This is a genomic window from Chitinophaga deserti (genome assembly GCF_003149455.1).
Lineage (GTDB): Bacteria > Bacteroidota > Bacteroidia > Chitinophagales > Chitinophagaceae > Chitinophaga > Chitinophaga deserti.
Map to the genome: position 1 here is coordinate 312517 of NZ_QFFK01000006.1, position 17388 is coordinate 329904.

Below are 17388 nucleotides of genomic sequence, written 5' to 3' on the forward strand. Positions count from 1 at the left end.
AGGCGGCGATGTGTATCTTGTTTACGAACAATGAAATGAGTCCCGACTATGCGTATTTACAGATTCCTTCTGCAGGGCATCTTACTGCTGCCCTGTATACCTGCTGCCGCGCAGGATACCGTACAATTCCGCAATGGCCTGTATGTGGCCAGTCCACAGCACTATGGCCGTGAAGCAGTGTATACGGATGTGCTGGCTTATCAGCTTTATACCCATACCTTAACGCCGCCAAAGGAAGGCGCTGTGTTCGAAAAGGAATTAACCTGGCAGCCGGTTACGGCAGACAGTGCCAACCGCTTATTCCGCAGAGGCCGTGGAGCATTTGGACGGGGCGGGTATTTTTACCTTACCTATGAATCCGACAAGGCGCGCCCTGCTTTGCTCAATATCCGTGGTAACAGCGGGTTTTACATCAACGGGGAGCCGCATGCGGGAGATCCTTATAATTCCGGATGGATGTATGTTCCGGTACAATTGAAAAAGGGTTTGAATGAATTATACGTGCGTGGCGGTATAATCACTGCAAGCCTCATCCTCCCCGGAAAACCTGTTCAGCTGCAGGCGTCAGACGCTACTTTGCCGCATATAATCGCCGGAAGCGGCACCGAAACCCTGCAGGGCGCCCTGGTGGTGATCAATGGTACTTCAAAGGATCTGAAAGGCCTGCGCCTGCGTGCTTCAGCCGGAGGGAAGGAAGTGTTGACGGATGTGCCTGCTGTTCCGCAAATGTCTACCCGGAAAGTGCCGTTCTCTTTTATTACTGCAGATGTGAATAGTCCGGGTAAAGTAGAATACCTGATAACGCTGCTGGACGGCAAAAAAATACTGGACGAAACCAAAGTGAACGTGGAAGCCGTGGCAAAGGGGGATAAATACAGCAGGACCTTCATCAGTGCCGTAGACGGCAGTTTGCAGTACTATGCAGTAGCCCCTCAGGTGGGCGGCCCAAAGAAAGGTGCTGCGCTTTTCCTTTCCGTACACGGTGCCGGTGTAGAGGCAATAGGGCAGGCAAGGGCTTACCAGTCGAAGGACTGGGGAACACTTGTTGCCGCCACTAACCGCAGGCCCAGAGGGTTTAACTGGGAAGACTGGGGCCGTATAGATGCTTTGGAAGTATTGGCCATAGCCCGGAAGTCTTTCGAGCCCGATCCGCAGAAAATTTATTTGACGGGGCATTCCATGGGTGGCCATGGTACCTGGTTCCTGGGGGCCACCTATCCTGATAAATGGGCTGCAATAGCCCCCAGTGCCGGTTATCCTACGCTTAAAGGATATGGATCGGCAGACGGGATGGTGCCGGATAGCGCCGCCAACCCGGTAGAGCAAATGCTGCTCCGTGCAGGCAACCAGAGTGATGTAATTAAACTGGCGCAGAACTACAAGCCACTGGGGGTTTATATTTTCCATGGGGATGCAGACAGGGTAGTGTCTGTTAATTACGCGCGGCAAATGAGAGAATTGCTGGGCGGTTTCCATGCAGACTTCAGCTATAACGAATACCCCGGCGGGGAACACTGGTTCGGGGACATCAGCGTAGACTGGAAGCCCATCTTCGACTTCTTTAAATGGCGCACCCGTGCGGCAGATACTGCCGTGAACGTGATAGATTTCATCACCTCCAACCCCGGTATTTCCGATGCTTACCGCTGGGCTTCTGTATATCAGCAGGAGCACCCCCTGCAATACAGCCGCATCCGCCTGAAACGTAACCGTGCCGCCAATATCATCGAAGGACAAACGGAGAATATTCGCCTGCTCCGGCTGGATGTAAAGGATTTCACGCCCGGTGCCAAACTGACGCTGAAACTGGATGGTGCAGAAATAACTTCTACAGTGGGAACGCAGGCATTATACCTGCTGAAGGTGCAAAACGGCTGGCAGCTTACAACAGAGCCGCCGCTGTCTGAGAAAGGCCCGCACCGCAATGGCACCTTGAAAGATGCATTCCATCACAGGATGGTATTTGTTTACAGCACCGGCGGCAGCAAAGAGGAAAACGAATGGAGCTTTAATAAGGCCCGTTATGATGCCGAAACCTGGTATTACCGCGGTAATGGTTCCATGGACATTATTGCTGACAAAGACTATAACGCGCAGCAGTACCGCGACAGGGGCGTCATTATCTACGGTAATAAAACCACCAATAAAGCATGGAACACGCTACTGGCCGATGCCCCGGTGCAGATGGAACGGAATAAGATCACGGCCGGAGGCAAAACATGGTCTGGTCCGGATATGGCAGCCAGCTTCGTATGGCCGCTGAAAGGGTCTGCCGTAGCATCGGTAGGCGTGATAGGCGGTACGGGCATACCCGGTATGAAAGCAGCCTATGCCAATCAGTATTTCGCGGGAGCCAGCGGCTTTCCTGATTACATGATCTACGATGCGAAAATGATGCTGACCGGTGCCAATGCCGTTAAGATGGCTGGTTTCTATAACCATGCCTGGGTAATGACGGAGGCAGACGGGGTAGTGGCGGAGTAATTCCACAAACTATTACAACGTGATTTAATATTAAAAGGCCGGTCTGCAAATGTTTGCAGGCGGGCCTTTTAGGTTATGGGGAGTGTTTTTCTAATGCTGGATTAACGCGAATTTTAAAAGTCTGTGAAAATTTATTTTGTATAATTCAACCGGAATTATACTTTTGCGCCGGAGGAATGGCAGAGCGGTCGATTGCGGCAGTCTTGAAAACTGTTGGCTGTAACAGGTCCGGGGGTTCGAATCCCTCTTCCTCCGCTGAAATAAGCCTGGCTAATAGCCGGGCGTTTTTGTTTTTAAGAGAGGGGAATTGCGGGCAGTCTCATATCGAATGATTTTGACTGTAACAGGTCCGGGGGTTCGAATCCCTCTTCCTCCGCTGAAATAAGCCTGGCTAATAGCCGGGCGTTTTTGTTTTTATGGGATGTGGAAGTCTTTGCATACCTGATTTGACTGTAACAGGTCCGGGGTTCGAATCCGGCTAACTCCGCTGAATATTTCCCGGCCTTAAACCGGGGATTTTTGTTTTAGGGAGTGTCAGTCTCTTCTTAAATGATTTTGACTGTAACAGGTCCGGGGTTCGAATCCGGCTGACTCCGCTGAATATTTCCCGGCCTTAAGTCGGGGATTTTTGTTTTAAGGAGTATCAGTCTCTTCTTAAATGATTTTGACTGTAACAGGTCCGGGGGGCGAATCCGGCTGACTCTGCTGAAAATCGCTTCCACAAGTTTGCCCCGGGTATCCCGGGTTTTTATTGGAAAAAATGGGGGAATTTACTAAACTCGCATTCGAATACGGAGAGATGTCAGAGCTGGTTGAATGTACCTGACTCGAAATCAGGTGTACTCGAAAGAGTACCGGGGGTTCGAATCCCTCTCTCTCCGCAGTTGGGGATAAATCGTCATTAAGATCGTTTATCCCCATTTCATTTTGTTCTCTATTACCCGCCCGCAGCCCGATGAGCTGAATTCAATGTAAAATTGTATGATAAGAAAGCCTACGTTATTATGGTGCCTGTTAATTTGTAACATGGGTGCCTTTGCTCAAACAAATAAAGTTGCCTTACCTGCACAGGAAATATTTAAAAATACCTGGACAAAGCCACCTTCACATATTCCGAACAATGCTTCAATTGACGCTCCCTTAATGGGAAACGGTGATGTAACGATGAGTGTCGGATGTAAGGGAGACCGGTTGCGGTATTACCTGTCTAAGAACGATTTTTGGCGGTTGCGGTCAAAGGCTGATGGCTTGTCGGGCCCCAGGGTAGTGGGTTTTGTAGATATTAAAGTTAATGGGTTTAATGAGGGCGATTTTTCTGCGGAACAGTCACTTAGGAATGGTATTACTGCATGTTTGCTACAAAATAATGCGCAAAGTGTGATGGTAAAATCATGGGTGTCAGCCATAGAAAATCTGATCTTTATTGAAATAAGTGCAGCAGGTAAAGCAACAAATGTTTCCATTAATTTAAATGCTCCGGAACATAAACATGCTGCATTGAAAAGCGGGAAAGTAAATGATGTTTTCTGGCTTACCCGGGCCTTTACTGATAGTGTAGATATTCCAACCGAAGTGTCTGTAGCCTTAAGAGCCTTTAATTATAAGGATAGTACTGTTCTGCTTCAGCCCGGAAAGAAAATAATTGTTGCCCTTGCAATTGAAAGTAAGTTTAAAACAGAAGAGCCTTTGAACGCCGTGTTGAAGCAAGTGAATAAACTTAATGAGAAATCAGCTACAACATTCATTAAAAAGCATAATGACTGGTGGGAATTATATTGGAGTAAATCCAGTATATCTGTGGATAATCCGGTATTGATGAAAGCTTATTATCAGGGATTATATACCATGGCTGCCTGCAGCCGAGATCCAAAGTTTCCTCCCGGAATATTTGGCTGGACTACATCGGATAATCCGGCATGGAACGGCGACTACCATTTGAACTATAATTTTCAGGCCCCTTTTTATGGACTTTATGCAGCTAATCGTTTAGTGCAAGGGGAACCTCATGATGCTCCACTGCTTGATTTTATGCCAAGGGGAGAATGGTATGCAAAGAATGTTAACCACACACGGGGGATCCTGTATCCGGTGGGTATTGGCCCCATGGGGATAGAAGTAACCAGAGACTTTCCTGTGGGAGGTTACCAAAAGGAAGGGGATATCCAGGAGGGTGGATTGTTTTATGGTCAACGTTCCAATGCGGCATACGGATTGTTAAACATGGCGCAACAATGGCGTTGCACCTATGATGAAAAGTATGGTAAGAAAATCTATCCATATGCACTTGCTGTGGTCAATTTTTGGGAAGATTACCTGAAATTCGAAGAGGGCAGGTATGTGATTTATGGAGATGCCATTCATGAAGGATCAGGTGAAGATAAGAACCCGATTTTATCGCTTGGGTTAGTACGGAATGCCTTTGATTTGATCCTTGATTTAAGCACCACTTTGAAGCTTGATGAAGACAGGCAGGAAAAATGGAGAGATATGCTGAGTAAGCTGAGTGATTTTCCTGTTCAGGAGAGGAGTAATAAAAAGGTATTCCGGTATACAGAGAAGGGTGTTGATTGGTGGCCAGACAATGGTTTGGGAATACAGCACATATATCCATCCAATGCAATTAACCTGGATAGTAAAGCGGAATTATTGAATGTTGCCCGCAATACAATTGATGAAATGAAGCGCTGGCAGGATATGAATACCAGTAGTAGCTTTTTTATGGCTGCTATCAGAGTCGGATATGATTCATCTGTTATCGTCAATGAATTACATAAGTACGCCTTGCATACTTATCCCAACGGCTTTCAGTTTAATAATCCCCATGGAATAGAAAATAGCTGTACTGTTGCGAATGCGCTTAATGAAATGCTATGCATGAGTGCAGGAAATGTAATTCGCTTATTCAATGGGTTTTCAAAAGAACAACATGCAGGGTTTAAGAATATCAGGGCATGGGGAGGCTTTCTGGTTTCTGCCAGTCTGAAAAACGAAATGGTTACAGACGTTAAGATCATAAGTGAAAAAGGAAGAATTTGTACGCTGGTAAATCCATGGCCCGGCAAAAAGGTGCTTCTGATCAGAAACGGGAAAAAATCAGAGGTAATTAGTGGAAGCAGGATTTCTTTTAAGACAGCAACAAATGAAACTATAGGAATCCAATGTAATTGAACCATTTGCAGTATCCGGAGAGGTGAATGGGGTTTTGATTAATCAGCGCTTAAAAGCTTCAGATTTTTTCTTATTTTTATTTCCTCAGTAGTTATCAACCAATCCCGTCTTTCCGGACATGCACGAAATTCCACATAGCGACAGTAATATGCTGCGTTTGCTCGCCGATGGAGACGAACAGGCGTTCCGTACGCTGTTCGAGCGGTATTGGGACGGGGTGTACTCCACTTCACTGGCACTTACCAAATCTGCCGCCATCGCGGAAGATATAGCACAGGATGTTTTCACGATCTTATGGGAGAAACGGGCTGATATGGCCAATGTTTCCCGGCTGGAAGGGTACCTCTTCATCACCGCCCGTAACCTGATCTATTCCCGGTTACGGAAGCTGGCTTCGGGAGATGCCTACCGGCAATATGTATTGCAGTTCCTGCACGAAGGCGGCGGCCTGCAGGCCGATCATGCTGCCGAGTTCCGGGAACTGGAGCAATGTGTGCTCACTGCCATCCGGCAGCTCCCTCCGCAGCAGCAACGGGCTTTTACCCTGAGCCGTTTCGAGGGTATGCGGCATGAAGAGATCGCTTCTACCATGGGCGTATCCCGCATTACCATTAAGAGTTATATCGTGCAGGCCATCTCTACGCTGCGCAAGGCCCTTTCCAACCACCCCTCCGGAGCAATGGGCGCGCTCTGGGCTTTCGTTTTCCTCTCCGAAAATATTTTTTGATTCAGGCACCTCCCTGTGGGGGAGTTGTGCGTCTTTACCATGATTACCGGCAATACCGGCAACCCTATCGCACGTTATGGACCATCAGACATTCACCAACTTACTCAAACGCTACCTCAGCGAGGAATTAAGCCAGGAAGAAGCCTCCCGGTTGCTGGACTCACTGGACGATGATGCCATGCGGCAGGAATGGGAACAGGCCGTAGGGGAGCTCCTGCGCGATAAATCTGCCCATGGGCAGTCGGATCCGCAAAGGATGGAAGCCGTGCGCCAGCGCATCATGGCCGGTACTCCTAAACCAGTCCTGCGGAAAACTGTTATACGCAAACTCCGCCCTGTATGGGCCGCAGCCGCCATACTTACCGTAATATCAGTGGCTTATTTCTGGCCCCGTACTTCCGGTAACGGGCCATCTGTAGCCAAAGTATCGGAAGCCCCGCTGGAAGTGGTTCCGGGTGGAAATAAGGCCGTCCTGTATCTCGCCGGGGGGCAGGCGATTACGCTGGATACGGCAGGGAATGGGGCCATCGCCAGCCAGGGAAATGTTCAGGTTATAAAGCTCAACAGCGGGCAGCTGGCCTACCAGGGCGCCGGCAGGGAAGGAGAAGTGGCATACAATACCCTCGCCACCCCGCGGGGCGGACAATTCCGCATCATCCTGCCAGACGGGTCTTCCGTATGGCTGAACGCGGCATCATCCCTGCGTTTCCCTACCGCATTTACGGGGAAGGAAAGGATAGTAGAACTGAACGGGGAAGCCTATTTCGAGATTGCGAAGAATGCTAAAATGCCTTTCCATGTGAAGGTGAAGGATATGACCGTACAGGTACTGGGTACCCATTTCAACGTAATGGCCTACGACGACGAAGCCAGCATCCGCACCACGCTGCTGGAAGGCGCCGTGAATGTGAAGCAGGGAGTACATTCTCTGAATATGCACCCCGGCCAGCAGGTGAGCGCACACCCGGGAGGGAACATGAGCATACAGGATGGGGTGGATGTGGAGGAAGTGGTAGCCTGGAAGAACGGGTATTTCCACTTTAACCACGAATCCCTGCAGGGCGTAATGCGTGAAATAGGGCGCTGGTACGATGCGGAGATATCCTATGAAGGGGATGTGCCGGACAGGGAGTTTGGCGGTAAAATAGCCCGGAGCAGCAGCGTTACAGACGTATTGAAAATATTGGAACTCAGTAATGTACGTTACAGGATAGAAGGCAAGAAGATTATCGTAACACCATAGTATTCATCATTATTTCATTCCACAAACCATTATTCTTATAACCGTTATGAAAGAAAAAGCGACATGACTTTCCCGTAAAAAGGTTTCGCCCATAAAAAACCGGGCCCGATGGCAGTCGGTCCCGGCAAGGATGTAAGGGCAAACCATACAAAAAGGATTTACACGGCATTCCACGACACTGGCACCTGGCCAGACGGGATTTTTATTACCCTAACAAACCAAAATTATGCAAATTAGTGCTATTTGTACGCGGTATTTTACGCGGCGATTGATTTACAAAACGCTGTTGTGTATGAAGTTTTCCGCTATTCTGCTACTGGCCGCCTGCCTCCAGGTAAGTGCCAAAAGCCTGGCGCAGCAGGTATCACTTTCTGAGCGCAATGCATCTATAGAAAGATTGTTCCGCTCCATTGAAAAGCAAACAGGATATGTTTTTTTCTACGATCATCAACTGATCGATAAAGCTCCGCGGGTAAACCTGAAAGTGAGCAACATCCCGCTGGAGGAAGCGGTGGAACTGGTACTGAAAGGCCAGCCGCTTTCCTATTCCATCATCGGGAAGAATATCGTCATCAAGGAGCGGAGATCAGTTTTCTCTCCCTTATCTCCCGTGAAAGTACTGGTGCAGGATACCATGATTAACATCACAGGCCGTGTACTGGATATAGACGGGCAGGCGCTTCCGGGCGCCACGGTCTCCGTAAAAGGCAGCGGCTCGCAGGGTACCGTAACGGATGCGGAAGGCTACTTCAAACTGCGGGTGCCACGCGGTACGATTATAGAAGTTACCTATATCGGTTATAAAAGTACTGAGCAAACAGTGCTCGTGAGCCAGCCCCTCCAGTTTACACTGGCACCGCAGGCAGCCAGTGCAGATGAATTTGTAGTGGTGGGTTACGGCACCGTTCGTAAAAGCGACCTTACCGGCTCACTGAGCCAGGTGAAGTCCAAAGAAATCAATGCATTTCCCTCTACCAACGTCATGCAGGCCCTCAGCGGCCGTGCTGCTGGTGTACGGGTTATTCAGAACGGCGGATCGCCCGGTGGCGGCGTAAGCGTGCGCATTCGTGGTACCAACTCCATCCTGGGTGGCAATGAACCCCTGTATGTGATCGACGGGTTCCCTTACGACGGTAACCCCACCTTCCTCCAGAATGCCGACATCGAATCGATGGAAATCCTCAAAGATGCATCTTCCACCGCCATCTACGGTTCCCGTGGCGCCAACGGCGTGGTAATGATCACCACCCGCTCCGGCAACAAAGGCGGCCGTACCACGGTAGATGTGGATGCAGGGTATACCATGCAGTTCGTATCCCGCAAAATGGACCTGATGAATGCCCGCGAATATGCTTTACTGTATAATGAACAGGCACGTAATGACGGTGTGGCTGAATACTTTACGCAGGCGCAGATAGACAGTCTGGGTAAAGACCCCGGCACCGACTGGCAGGACCTTGTGCTCCGCACCGCGCCCATTTACAATGTCAGCGCCACGGTTAACGGGGGCACTGAGAAAACACGCTTCTCCCTTTCCGGATCTGCCTTCCTGCAGGACGGTATCGTGAAAGCCAGTGATTATAAACGCTACAACATCCGCGGAAACATTGAGCACGATATCAGTAAGGTGTTCAGCGTTTCCATGAATACGATCCTTACCCGCCTCAACAGCTCCCGGCAGAACTCGGGCCTTGGTAACCGCGGTAATGATCTGATATCTGGTATGCTGATGGCGCCGCCTTCACTATCGCCTTATCTGCCCAACGGTACTTACCGCAGGCTGAATACAGCATATCCCTTCATCTCCAACGTAATCGTTAATCCGCTCATCTTCATCAACGAGCAGTCGAATATGATTAAGGGCGACCGTGTGCTGGCAAATGCCGCGCTCACTATTAAACCCTTTAAAGGCTTATCCATCCGCATCTCAGGGGGTATCGACAATCTGAACGACCGGGTGGATGTGTATAACAAAATCGAGCCAACTACCAACTCCATTGGCTATGCGGATGTGCAAACGTCACAGTATACCAGCCTGCTGAACGAGAACGTGGCTACCTATACCAATACTTTCGGTGATCATTCACTGACGGCTATGGCGGGCTTTACCTACCAGGATAAGGTATCTACCAGTATGAACGGTTCCGGAACCGGCTTCCTCAGTGATGTGGTGTATACCGGTAACCTGCAGGGCGCCATAACACCGGGTATCCCTACTTCGGGGTACTCCAAATGGGTATTGCTGTCGTACCTGGGGCGTGTCAATTATTCGTATCAGGACAAATACCTGCTCACGGCCAGCATTCGCCGCGATGGCTCTTCGCGTTATTCCAAAGGCCAGCAATGGCAGAGTTTCCCTTCTGTGGCATTTGCCTGGAAGGCTTCCAACGAGTCGTTCCTGAAGCAGTCTGATGCGGTTTCCGACCTGAAGGTGAGGGCCAGCTGGGGCTTGTCGGGCAATCCGTCGATAGGTCCGTATTCCACCTTACGGCAGCTGGGTTCCCTCAATACTATTTTCGGTGATCAACTTGCTATTGGCTTCGCTCCCGGAACAACACTGCCCGGCGATTTACGCTGGGAAGTAACCCGGCAGGTAGACCTCGGCATCGATGCAGGTTTCCTGAAAAACAGGCTGCACTTCACCTTCGATGTGTATCATAAAAAGACCCGCGACCTTCTCAACAGGGTGAAGCTGCCTGTTTCTATGGGTTATGCCACCACTGTGCAGAACGTAGGCGAGATCGAGAATAAAGGGTTCGAGATAGGGGTAGACGGAGCTATTTTCCAGGGACGGGAAGTATCCTGGAATGTTAGCGCCAACCTCGGCTTCAACCGTAACAAGGTGCTGAAACTGTATAACGGTCAGGATATTAACGGCGATGCTTTCTATACCGGATCTGTACAGGATTTCGTGAACATCCTCCGCGAAGGAAAGCCGCTGGGCGTTTTTTATGGCTATAAAGAAATCGGGTATACCGCAAACGGAAACCTCAACTACGAGGATATCAACAAAGACGGGAAGATCAATGCGGCTGATAAAACCTTCATCGGTGATCCCAACCCTGATTTTATCTACGGCATCAATTCCGTTACCAGCTACAAGGGTATCGAACTCACCGTGTTCCTGCAAGGCTCCCAGGGCAACGATATCTTTAACCTGAACCGCGTGGCGGCACTGGACCTGGGTATGGGCCTCAACCTCCCCCGTGAAGTGTTTGAAAGCCACTGGACGCCGGAGAATCCTAATGCCAAATATCCCCGCATTACCAGAACGCTAACGGCGAATATGTCGTCGCGCTTCGTGGAAGACGGGTCTTACCTCCGCATCCGCAACATCCAGCTGGCGTATAACCTGCCGGTTTCCAATGTGGCGAAATGGTTCAGGTCTGCACAGGTATATGTAAGCGGACAGAACCTCATCACCTTCACCAAATACTCCTGGTACGATCCGGAAGTGAACGCCTATGGCGGTACCAACTCCATCAACCAGGGTATCGACTATTCCATTTACCCGATGAGCAAATCGGTGACAGTGGGCGTACGCTGCGGGTTCTGATTCTTTTTCACCACCTAATTCAACATGATGAAACAATTAACCTTACTCATATTAACCGCGCTGGTGATGGCTTCCTGCTCCGATGTACTGGAAGAGAAGCCACAATCCATAGCCGCGGAAGTTTTCTATAAAACACCGGCGGAAGTGGAAGCCGGCCTTAATGCGATCTATGTTCCCATCCGCCGGGGCAGTACCCTTGGTGCGTTGTACGAGTGCCAGCATGAGATTTATACCGAATACCTCTACGGCCGCGGCAGTCATGCCCCGCTGAACGATTATACCGGGCTGGATCAGACGAACGTGACCCGTGTGGGAGATATGTGGGCTGCTTTCTACGAATCTATCCGCAACGCCAACATTGTAATTGAGCGGGCGCCACTCGCCACTGCTATTGCACCTGCACAGCTGGATATATATCTGGCAGAAGCGCGCTGTATGCGGGCATTGAATTACTTCTACCTGGTGCGTAACTGGGATGGTGTGCCTATCCGTGATGAGAAGAACATGGATGCAAGGGAACTGGCACGCAATACCCGGGAGCAGGTATACAACTTCATTGTGGCGGATCTGCAATGGGCGGAAACACGCCTGCCCGATAAGCCGCGGCAGGGAGGCACTCCTTCCAAATGGTCTGCCAAGGCAATGCTGGCCGATGTGTATATGAACCTGCACCAGTACGATAAAGCCCGCGATCTGACCGGGGAAATCATCACTTCCAATAAGTTCAGTCTCGTGAATGTGGCAGTAGCGGATGATTTCGAGAAGGTTTTCGGGGCAGATATTTCCTCTTCCACGGAAGAGATATTTTATCTCAAATATGCAAGGGTACCCAGCGGACAAGGGTTTTCCTACCCCCAGTATTGCCACTATCCGAACTCGGGGTATTTTCCTCCCGGCGGGTTTTATACCTTCTACAGCGATTCGGAAGCAAATCCTTTCGTGAAAAACTGGGATAAAAACGATCTGCGTTATAAATTTAACTGGTACCCGCAAACGTTTGGCCTGGGATCCACTACCATTCTGCTCAAGAAGTTCGTGGATAAACAGGCGGTAACAGCAGGGGGGAACGATTATCCCATGTACCGCTATGCCGACATTCTCCTGTTTTACGCCGAATGCGTAGCCCAGGCAGGTGCTGCGCCCACGGCAGATGCCATGGAAAAGCTCAATATGGTACGCCGCCGTGCTTATGGTAAAAATCCGCAGACAGCAGATGCCACTGTGGATTTTAAACTGGCAGACTACAGCGGTAAACAGGCCTTTATTGACCTGGTGGTGCATGAACGCGGGTATGAAAATTGCGGAGAGTCCAAACGCTGGCTGGATCTGAAACGACTTGGCATCGCAGAAGAGATCGTGCAGGCGGGCAAAGGCAAAACCATGACACAGCGCCATCTGCTTTGGCCCATCCCCGTTATTGAAACCAATTATAACAAAGCCATAGATCCTGTGAAGGATCAGAATCCCGGTTACTAATCCAATTGAATAAGATGCAGACATTAAGAAAGACATTATTATTCAGCCTGCTGGCATTGCCCGGCAGCCTGATGGCCCAGCAGGTAAGAGAAGTGGATATCTGTGTATACGGCGGCTCCTCCGCCGGTGTGATTGCCGCGTATACGGCTAAGAAACTGAATAAGTCCGTACTGGTTATTGAACCCGGTAAACGCCTGGGGGGCTTAACCTCCGGTGGACTGGGTTATACCGATATAGGCAATAAATACGCGATTTCAGGCATTTCCCGGGACTTTTACCGCCGGGTGGGTAAACACTACGGTAAATTTGAAACGTGGATATTTGAGCCCGGCGTGGCCGAAAAAGTGTATCAGCAGTATGTGAAGGAAGCCAATCTGGAAATTGTATACGATCACCGCATCACCCGTGCCGGAAAAGCGGGAGGGAAGGTAACGGAGATACAGCTGGAGTCTTCCGTTGGAGGTACGCCTAAGGTATCTGCCGTTCGAGCTAAAATGTATATCGACTGCTCCTATGAGGGCGACCTCATGGCGCTGGCGGGTATTTCCTATACGGTAGGCCGCGAAGCAAACGCTCAGTATGGCGAAACCTATAACGGGGTGCAGCTGCGTGATAAGCACCAGTTCCCCGATAATATCGACCCCTATAAAGTACCCGGCGATCCCAACAGCGGTGTGCTCTGGGGGATTAATACCAAACCGCTGGCAGAGCAGGGCTCAGGAGATAAGAAAGTGCAGGCGTACAACTTCCGCATCTGCCTCTCTAACAATCCGGAAAACCGGATACCCATTACGCGCCCGGAAGGATATGACTCCACGCGGTACGAACTGTTGCTGCGCCTGGTAAAACACCACACACCGGGCGATCTTAACGGTTTCCTCAAATTCGACCGGATGCCCAACAACAAAACAGACATCAACAACAACAATGCCTTTTCCACCGATATGATCGGTATGAACTGGAACTATCCCGAGGCGGATTACGCCACCCGGGCTAAGATCATCAAAGAGCATGAACTGTATAACAAAGGCCTGCTGTATTTCATAGGCCACGATCCCCGCATGCCCGAACATCTCCGTAAGCAAATGCTGCAATGGGGGTATCCGAAAGATGAATACATGCAATTCGGTAACTGGTCGCCACAAATGTATGTTCGTGAATCCCGCAGGATGGTGGGTGCCTATGTCATGACACAGGCCAACTGTGAAGGTAAAAATACCGTGGATGACGGCGTGGGCATGGCCGCCTACACCATGGACTCTCACAATACCGACCGTGTGATCGTAAACGGTATGGTGAAGAATGAAGGCGATGTGCAGGTAGGTGGTTTTGGGCCTTACCCCATCGCTTACCGTTCCATTATCCCGAAAAAAGAAGATTGTGGCAACGTACTGGTGCCCATCTGCCTCTCTGCCACGCATATTGCTTATGGCTCTATCCGTATGGAACCGGTGTTCATGGTACTGGGACAATCTGCCGCCACGGCAGCATCCATGGCTATCGATGCTAAGCAATCCGTGCAGGAAGTGGATATCGTTAAGCTGAAGGCAACGCTGCGTCAGCGGCCGCTGGCGATCAATACCACGGCAGAGATACTCGTGGATAACGATGATAAAGAACAGGTAACGGTAACGGGCAACTGGAAGAAGATCAACCGCGGTGCTTATGGCCCATCGGCATATGTATCCGAAAAAGGAGCCACGGGTACCATTCGCTTTACTCCGCAGGTGGTAAGCGGCGGTACTTACAGGATTTATTCCTACGTGCCTAAACAGGGAGATATGACGGCGCATACCAGCATCAAAGTATCGCCCGACGGGAAAGCGGTGAAGCCGGTTGATTTTGCAGCTTCCGCCGTAAAAGTGGAAGGACAGACCTCCGGTGAGTGGGTAGACCTGGGTACGGTGAAACTGGCCAAAGGAAAAAAGGGGTATGTGGAGATTACGACCGAAGGGGCAGATGGAGTAGTACTGGCGGATGCCGTGCTGTTTATTCCTGAAGGGAAATAGTTTAAACAGGAGATATTTACATCAGAAAGGGCCGCCTCCGCTGTTTGCAAAAACATGGAGGTGGTCCTTTTTAATTGGTATAATCAGCCTTGTGGTTAATATCGTATCGAATTCGCAATTATCATCCTTCGGTGATCCTTCGGTGATCCTTCGGTCATCCTTCAGTGATCCCTCAGGGAAGCCCCCCTTTCACTGAAGGATGACCGAAGGGTCACCGAACAGTGGTAGTTTAATGGCTTGATAATGAAGTAATTGTGAAGTGCCATAAATAGGCACTTATAGGCTATTTTGATAGTAAATTAACATAAATGAGCCTCCTGTTGATTATTAGGCCTAAAAAAGCCGGGCTATTTGACCGCCCGGCTTTTTTAATGTCGAAATATTTCCTGTTAGTATAATTCCTTTCCATTCAGGAAAACCTGTTCCGGTTGGAAGAGGAGGCTCAGGTTCTGCAGGGGATTGCCGGGAAGGAGCAGCAGATCGGCCCGCATGCCTTTACGGATGGCGCCGCGGTCTGTAAGACCGCAAACGCGTGCCCCGTTCAGGGTGGCAGCTTCTATTACGGAAGCGGGGTTCATACCGCATTTGCTTTGCAGGAGCTGCATTTCCTGGAGGAGGGGCACTTCGCCGGTGGTGTTGTAGATCCAGTCTGTACCCGCCACTACTTTTACGCCATGGGCATGTGCCAGCCGGGTAACGATGGCGGCGCTGTGCATCCTGTTGTTCTCCGCATGGAAAACGGTAGGGTCGAGGAAGATGCCTTTACGGGCCATTTCCTGCAGCAGGGGGATCTGAACAAGCGTATCCAGCCGGAAATCCTTTTTATACAATGCCTGCCATGCTTTCCCTATTTCAAGTGTGTCGCCGGGGAGCTGCTGGAAAGCAAAATCATTGGCGTGCGACATGCTGTTAACACCTGCCGCTGCAATGGCGCCGGGCTTGCAGGGGAATACTGCCGCATGGCTCCATGCTTTTAAACCGGCTTTATGTGCTGCTTCCGTAAGGTCGCGGATGAGTTTAGCATCAAGGTCGGCATAGATCTTCAGGCCGCTTACCCCGGCTGCTTTGGCCTCTTTCACTGCGGCGGTAACATCCATGCCGGGCATTATGGCTTTGTACCATGCGCTGTTACCGAGGTCACCTTCGCGGCCGGAACGGCGGATCATATCGAAGTAACCGGGACCGGCAAACTGTGCCGCATAGAAGATATCAGGGCCAATGGTTTTACCGGAGCGGACATCGCTTTTTAAGGCGGCGAGGTAAGGAGCGTTACCGGCCATGTCGCGAACGGTTGTGATACCGTGGCGGGACATATTACCGATGATACTGTCTGTAAGGAGGCGTGCCTTGCTCAGGTCTTCATCAACCACCGTGGCCAGATGCACATGGGCATCCATCATCCCCGGTACAAGGTATTTACCGGTACAGTCGATGATGCGGGTATTGGTTAGTTTACGGGGAGTGCTGGTGTAGATTTTACGGATGAGGCCATCGCGCAGGAGTACAGATGCTATGCGCGGGGCTACCCGTGCGTCACCATCAATAACCGTTACATTTTGTAAAAGAACCTGCTGTGCATGGGTTTGCACATGCATCAGCAGGAAAATGGAAATAAACAATAAAGCGTTCCGCATCATGGTAATTTTTCTAAGTCGGATATTTCAACATGCTGTTGTATGATCTTGCCTTCCTTGTTGATAAGGAAAGTAGCCGGCAGTGATTTAACATTGTATTGGGCCACGATGTCGCTCTTCATGCCTTCGGGCGCTACCAGCTGTGGCCAGGGTATTTTGTCAGACGCTACGGCCTTTCGCCATAGGTCGTCTTTCTCATCTACCGATACCGACACAATCTCGATACCCTTTTTCTTCAGCGCGGCATAATGTGGTGCAAGTTTACGGTTGCCTGCCCGGCAGGGTGTACACCAGGAGGCCCATACATCGAGCAGTACATATTTGTTGCCTGCTACGAGACTGCCCAGGTCCACTACTTTACCGTTCAGGGAGCGCAGTGCAAAAGCAGGTGCGGTTTTGCCGGTCATATTGATCTTATCTGACTCAGCCTGTTTTTCGATCAGCTTTTGCATAGTAGCGGCTGCCCAATCCTGCTGGCGGAAGGAGGGGATGAGTTTGGAAAGGGATGCGCCTGTCCACGCAAAGGCGTAATGGTAAGCGCTCCAGGCACCTGCGAGATTATCTACATTCTCCAGCGCAAAGGCCAGTCGTTTTGCCTGCACTTCTGTGGCCATCTTATTCATCTTTTCACTGATAGCCAGCTTTGCATCCAGGTCAGTAGTGTTGCCATATTGCGTGCCCAGCTTACTCCATACTGCTTCCACGGGCTTCATGCTTTGCTCGAATGCGTTCAGCTTCTCCAATACGGGGCCGCCCTTTACGATGGCCTGCGTGTCTTTCCCGATCGTAACTGATACGGGCGTTGCGGAAGAAAACAGGGTGACATTTACATAAGGCTTGCGTAGCGATACGGTGTACACTGCCGCCCCGCTGTCGGGTAGCTGGATCAGTATGGCACCCTGGCGTACCAGTGGTGTATCTATCAGCCGGCGGACAGGCCATTCGCGGTAGATGGTCACTTTAGCGCCTTCGGGATGCAGGGGAGTGGTAACCCGCAGCTCCTGAGCATGTACGGATACCGTGGCTGCCAGGAGTGCAGTGAAGCAGGTGAGTTTTTTCATGTGCCTGGATTAAAAACCCGGGATACAGGA

9 protein-coding genes and 2 tRNA genes are annotated in these 17388 nt (G+C 50.3%); 9 read left to right on the forward strand and 2 right to left on the reverse strand.

Annotation, left to right across the window (positions count from 1 at the left end):
• Positions 1–48: 48 nt before the first annotated feature.
• The 9 genes from DEV76_RS15835 (at position 49) to DEV76_RS15875 (ending at position 14663) form a co-directional block, all read left to right on the forward strand.
• Positions 49–2484, forward strand: a complete 2436-nt coding sequence (locus tag DEV76_RS15835) for a carboxylesterase family protein (protein WP_109698886.1) — start codon at positions 49–51, stop codon at positions 2482–2484.
• Positions 2485–2654: 170 nt separating this feature from the next.
• A tRNA-Ser gene (locus DEV76_RS15840) sits at positions 2655–2739 on the forward strand.
• A 538-nt stretch (positions 2740–3277) separates the two neighbouring features.
• Positions 3278–3365, forward strand: a tRNA-Ser gene (locus DEV76_RS15845).
• A 145-nt stretch (positions 3366–3510) separates the two neighbouring features.
• Positions 3511–5652 carry a glycosyl hydrolase family 95 catalytic domain-containing protein gene (locus DEV76_RS15850; RefSeq protein ID WP_109698887.1) on the forward strand — a complete coding sequence of 714 codons (2142 nt, stop codon included), beginning with the start codon at positions 3511–3513 and terminating at the stop codon, positions 5650–5652.
• A gap of 118 nt (positions 5653–5770) precedes the next feature.
• Complete coding sequence (locus DEV76_RS15855) at positions 5771–6379, forward strand: RNA polymerase sigma factor (RefSeq protein WP_109698888.1); 609 nt, start codon at positions 5771–5773, stop codon at positions 6377–6379.
• 76 nt (positions 6380–6455) lie between these two features.
• Positions 6456–7622 carry a FecR family protein gene (locus DEV76_RS15860; RefSeq protein WP_109698889.1) on the forward strand — a complete coding sequence of 389 codons (1167 nt, stop codon included), beginning with the start codon at positions 6456–6458 and terminating at the stop codon, positions 7620–7622.
• Between the two features lie 292 nt (positions 7623–7914).
• Positions 7915–11178 (forward strand): TonB-dependent receptor, encoded by a 3264-nt coding sequence (locus DEV76_RS15865; protein ID WP_109698890.1) that lies wholly within the window; start codon positions 7915–7917, stop codon positions 11176–11178.
• Positions 11179–11202: 24 nt separating this feature from the next.
• Positions 11203–12654 carry a RagB/SusD family nutrient uptake outer membrane protein gene (locus DEV76_RS15870; protein WP_198652088.1) on the forward strand — a complete coding sequence of 484 codons (1452 nt, stop codon included), beginning with the start codon at positions 11203–11205 and terminating at the stop codon, positions 12652–12654.
• 14 nt (positions 12655–12668) lie between these two features.
• Positions 12669–14663 (forward strand): FAD-dependent oxidoreductase, encoded by a 1995-nt coding sequence (locus DEV76_RS15875; protein ID WP_109698891.1) that lies wholly within the window; start codon positions 12669–12671, stop codon positions 14661–14663.
• A gap of 389 nt (positions 14664–15052) precedes the next feature.
• Here the strand turns inward: DEV76_RS15875 and DEV76_RS15880 are convergent, their stop codons facing one another.
• Both DEV76_RS15880 and DEV76_RS15885 read right to left on the reverse strand, forming a co-directional pair.
• A complete protein-coding gene (locus DEV76_RS15880; protein WP_109698892.1) occupies positions 15053–16300 on the reverse strand; it encodes an amidohydrolase family protein in 1248 nt (415 codons plus the stop codon).
• The gene (locus DEV76_RS15885) at positions 16297–17358 is read right to left on the reverse strand and encodes a TlpA family protein disulfide reductase (RefSeq protein ID WP_109698893.1); all 1062 of its coding nucleotides are present in this window, start codon (positions 17356–17358) and stop codon (positions 16297–16299) included. The genes DEV76_RS15880 and DEV76_RS15885 overlap by 4 nt, the downstream gene beginning before the upstream one ends.
• Between the last annotated feature and the right edge of the window lie 30 nt (positions 17359–17388).